Genomic DNA, 4,786 nt, shown 5'->3' with positions numbered 1-4,786 from the left:
CTTCATCGCCATCGGCGACATACATGGCAGCCTCGACCAGCTCGACGCGCTGTCCTGGGAGTAGTCAACGGCTGAAGGAAGGAGAGATCTCCGGGGAGAGCTGCCCGATAGCACCTGTATCTGTCACGCGGCGCGACGGCTCCATACTTTGTACACTTTGTATATCACGTTGGCGATAATGCCGCGAAAACGCCCGACCTGCCCGCGATCTTTCGCTCGGGAGACCTCCTCAGTTTCATAGACGACTTCTACGCCGCAGACTGGGAGCTCTACCGCGCCAGCCGGGATGGCCGGTTCGCCGCCGCATAGTTGACTTGATGGTAGATCTCAGCGCCGCATCGCCGCCGTGATCATGTCCGAGAAAGCTGCAACGAAGCTTTGGATGCGGTGGCTCTCGAGATGCCGATCGATGTCGCCGCTGAGGCGCGAATCCATCGGCTCCAGCGCTTGCTGCATCGCGTCGCGCAGGGCATCTATGTCGCCGTTTGTAAAGACGATGCCCCCTGGCCCCGCCGCCTCCGGAAACCCGCCGCCGGAAGACACCACCACGCGGCAGCCTGCGGCTTGGCCCTCGAGCGCAACGGTCCCGAAGGGTTCGTCATAGCGGGACGGGGCGACCATCACCTTGTGGCGGTTCAACGCGGCATTGATCTCCTTGGCCTCCATGCGGCCGAGAAAATGCACCCTGTCGGATATCTCCAGCGCCTCGACCCGCTCCCTGAGCTGCGGCTCCAGGGAGCCAGAGCCGATGATGGACAGGGTGGTGCCCGGCAGCTCCGCCACCGCTTCGATCAACAGATCCACGCCCTTTTCGGCACCGAGCCGCCCGATATAGGCGAAATCCATGTCGCGCTCCGACCAGGGAACCTCATTGCGGAACCGACTGTCGTCGTAGCCGGGATGAACCATCCCGTCACAATGGTCGAGAGAGGCACCAATCGCCGCGCTGTTGCCGATATTCCGTGCCCGGTGCATGATCGCCTTGCGCAGGTACCGGTTGAGCCGCCTTTCTTCCGGATACCAGGTTGCATGCCAGATGATCAGCGGACGGCGGATCAACAGGATAGGCCAGCAGGTCCGGAGCGCAAGATGCTTGGAAATGACGATGTCGGCCCGGCGGAACGCCATCAGGGAAGCCCAGAGCCCCGGCGAGCGAAGCACAGGATATGGTAAGTCGCTTCGCTCTACTTGTGCTTCTGGCGCGGGAGTGGCGGTAAGCACCTCCACCACGTGCCCCCTCGCATTCAGCCCGCGCGCGAGTTGTTCGGCGATGATCTCGAGGCCGCCAAGGGACGGCCAGAAAGCATAGCTCGCGATCAGGACCCTCGGTTTCGGAGCGGTCATTTCTGTTCTCCTTGCGAGATCGGGGCCGGGGCGGCTATTCCCGGCGGATCGTCCCGGAACTGGCGACCGAGGCGCAGGCCGGCCCGGAAAACGGACCATCCGCCGATGGCGACACCGAGGATCTGACCCGGGCGCTTCACCAGACCATGCGCAAGGTAATAGAGGCCCGGGCAATAGCGTGTACCGACGGTGACCATGCGCCAGATGTAACGCCACCTCTGGGCAGGTGTCAGCAGCGCGGTTCGAACGGCGGTGGAATTACAGGCCTGCTCAAAGCAACGCTGACGGCTCCATGTCGAACGGTCGATGTCACTGCGCTGTGCGGGGTGGTGCTGGATCTGGGCCTGAGGATCAAGGATCAAGCGCCAGCCTGCGGCCCGCAGGCACAGGCAGAACCACGCCTCGTTGTCGACCTGCGCCCCCTTGCCGAGTAGTCTGGGGTCCAGCTTCAGGCTGTCGAGCGCAGCGCGGCGCAGGGCCCAGTTGCAGCCCTTGAGCACCTCCACCGGTCTGGGTGGTCCTTCTACCAGATGGTGTCCGCCGATCAGCGAATGCCAATTGTCCCGGACACCGGCGACCGTGGTGCGCGGCTCGAGGATGAGCCCGCGATGCCCATGCACGAAGTCGCGCCCGCCAACACCACCAACGGCGGGATCCTCGAAATGCGTCAGAACCTTCTCCAGCCAGTCGGGATGCGGTACGGCGTCATCGTCGAAGATCGCGATTATGTCACCCCTCGTGGCGCCAATGCCCGTGTTGAGCGCGGCGACCACGCCCGCCTCAGACGCCGGAACGCAGCGCCAGAGCGGATGCTGCGGGCCCACTTCCTCAAGCCAAGCCGCGGTTTCGGGATCTGCATCCGGCCTGTGCACGATGACGATCTCGTCGATCTGGCGGGTCTGTGTCTCGCATCCGGCAAGGCACTCCTTCAGGATCTCGAGCCGGCGGAACGTGGGCACCAGAATGCTGACGGTCGGGCCGGAGATCTCGCTCATCCTGTCTTCCTGCTGTTGTATGTGAAATCGGCAAGCGCCGACACTACCGGGCCAATCGCGAAACCTGTCTGGAACATCAGCGCGCCGGAGACGGTGCCCAGATCGAACAGGAAGGGGCCTGATGCGATCCAGCTGATGTTGATGAGAATGGACAACCAGTTGAACGTGAGCCAGCCCTTGTAGGAGACAAGGTTGCGGAACGCGCCGGCTGTGCGGTTCACCGCGGCCATGAGGCAGGCAAGCACGACCTCATTCTGAAGATCCGCATAATGCGGCCCGACCAGCCATAGAAGCACCCATGGCGCCGTCAAGGACAGCAAAACCAGCAAGACCCCGGGCACTGCGCATAACCCCACCAGTATTGATAGGGTACGTCCCAGTTTGTGTTTCCGCTTTGCAAAGATCGGCACTGCGATCGCATAAACGAACGCCTGAACCGGGACCAGTAACTGCGTCAGCCGGGTCAGCGCTCCATATCCCGCCACTTGGGCACTTCCCGCGAAGATAGACAGCACCAGCAATACGATCTGGCTCTGAAAGACGAAAAAGAGCGTCACCGGCATCTGTTTCTTGACGGCCTTCCAGATCTCTTCGGTGTCGTCTTGCCGAAGATCGAACGTCTGAGCCGGGAGGAACTGACGGATCCACCGCCAGATCAGGGGAATCCGTGCCAATGCTGCCAGAGAGTTGATCGCGGCGGCCCATATCAACCCGAGCCAGCCCGCGAAGAAGACCGCCAGAATTGCTCCAAGCCGGACCACCGCGATGATCGTATCCAGCAGCTGCAAACGGCTCGACTGCTTGTCGAAGAACAGGATCTGATCGACGATTCGGGTGCTCATGTCGCCTACCCAGAAGACGACCAGAAAAACCAGCAAGATGGCGGTAAGCCCAGGCGAGGCGCCATTCTTCCAAAGCGTATATCCGGTGGTGATCAGGATCAGAGGCAGCATGACGATCGACACGCGGCGCCGCACTTTCATGGCGGCCCGAGTTAATTCACCCGCGCGAGTCATGTCCGGCCAATGCCGGCCGAGTAGCGCGGTATAACCGATATCCACTCCTGCCTTCGTGAGGACAGTGATCGCGCCGGTCATGGCGATCACGATCGAATAGAGCGCGTAGTCCGGCACCGACAGCCAGCGGGCCAGCAGGAGGCCGGACAGCGACATCGTCGCCTGCGCCACGGTATTGCCTGTCAGGAAGATCAGCGTGCGTTTGGCCGTGGAGATCAAGACAGGTGTATCCCGTGCAGAAGCGGGTCAGGCCCGAAATGGCATGCGCAAGCGCTCGGCTTGTTTTCTGGTGATCTCGTCAAGAGATCCTCTGACAGCGGAATGCACCCGAACATCGGCGTTATATCAGAGAAGACTGACAATGCGAGGCTTCCGGCGACAATCCGCCGCAAGCTAGGCAGGCGATCTGAACTGCTCCACAGGGTCATGCTTCGATCATCGTGTCGCGGGCCTTCGGAACAGACAGACAAAAACTCAATGTGGCTTTCTGCACTGCGGCGTCAACCGCGAAACAGCCGGATGATCCCTCCTGAACCGGTTCGCGCCACCCAGTTGGCTTGTGGCAGCGATCTCCTGCCGAGGCCCGGACCCCGGCACTGTCAAAGCGGGCGTCTTCCCGATCGTAGGCGCCCCACCCGTTGACGCGCCCCACCCGCCCAGATGCACCAGCCGGGCCAGCGCAGCGTTCGACATCATCCGACCCATGTTCGCAATGGATTGCTCTCTGGCCCCCTCAGCCAACGGTCAGGAAGCCCGCTTGGCCTGGGCGAACCAGCGCGGCGGTCAGGCGGCCGGTGCCGTAGGCGCCGGTGTCGATGCCGATCCGGCCGTCGATGATCGTCGGCTCGGGCTGGATCGTGTGGCCGTGCACCACCCATTGCCCGTCCTGCCGCGGCCGGGTGAAGAAATCCGGATGCCCCCAGACCAGATGGCTGCGCTGCTGCCCGGCCAGAGGCGTCGCGGGATCCGCCCCGGCATGGACCACCGCGACATTGCCCGTGCTCCAGGTCACGGGCAGCGCCTCGATCCAGCTGCAAAGCCCCGGACCCAACCGCTCCAGAAGCTGCAGCCGCAGCGCCTCCCAGTCTTCGGACGGCGCCGAAGCGGGCACCATCGGCAAGGCGCAGCTCAGCAGCGTCTCCAGCCCGCCATGGCTGAGCCAGCGCCGGCCCGCACGCGGGTTCTCGAGAAAGTCGAGCAGCATCTGCTCGTGATTGCCCAGCAGGCAGATGCAACCCTCGGGGCCCCGTTCCTGCTGCAACCCGTGCAGACGCCGCAGGACGCCGAGACTGTCCATACCGCGGTCGATGTAATCGCCCACGAACACGAGCGGCAGCGCGCCCTGCCCGGCACGCTCGATCGCCGCAAGAAGCGCATCGAGCTGGTCGAGGCTGCCATGTATGTCGCCGATGGCGATGAAGGCCTGTTCCG

4 protein-coding genes are annotated in these 4,786 nt (G+C 63.1%); all 4 read right to left on the bottom strand.

What is annotated here, in order from left to right:
• Positions 1-327: 327 nt before the first annotated feature.
• Positions 328-1,344: a glycosyltransferase family 4 protein gene (locus tag CVV76_RS24255; protein WP_158243245.1), complete on the bottom strand. Its 1,017-nt coding sequence runs from the start codon at positions 1,342-1,344 to the stop codon at positions 328-330.
• Entirely contained in the window at positions 1,341-2,339 is a 999-nt protein-coding gene (locus CVV76_RS24250; protein WP_102227260.1) for a glycosyltransferase family 2 protein, read from the bottom strand. The genes CVV76_RS24255 and CVV76_RS24250 overlap by 4 nt, the downstream gene beginning before the upstream one ends.
• Positions 2,336-3,574, bottom strand: coding sequence for a lipopolysaccharide biosynthesis protein (locus CVV76_RS24245; RefSeq protein ID WP_102227259.1), 1,239 nt, complete (start codon positions 3,572-3,574; stop codon positions 2,336-2,338). Before CVV76_RS24245 ends, CVV76_RS24250 begins: the two co-directional genes overlap by 4 nt.
• Before the next feature lie 514 nt (positions 3,575-4,088).
• Positions 4,089-4,786 (bottom strand): metallophosphoesterase family protein (locus tag CVV76_RS24240; protein WP_102227258.1); only part of this gene is annotated, 698 nt, incomplete at its 5' end.

This window comes from Acidimangrovimonas sediminis, assembly GCF_002871005.1.
GTDB lineage: Bacteria > Pseudomonadota > Alphaproteobacteria > Rhodobacterales > Rhodobacteraceae > Acidimangrovimonas > Acidimangrovimonas sediminis.
The sequence above is the reverse complement of the archived record's forward strand: the minus strand, read 5'-3'. Positions and strand labels throughout refer to the sequence as shown.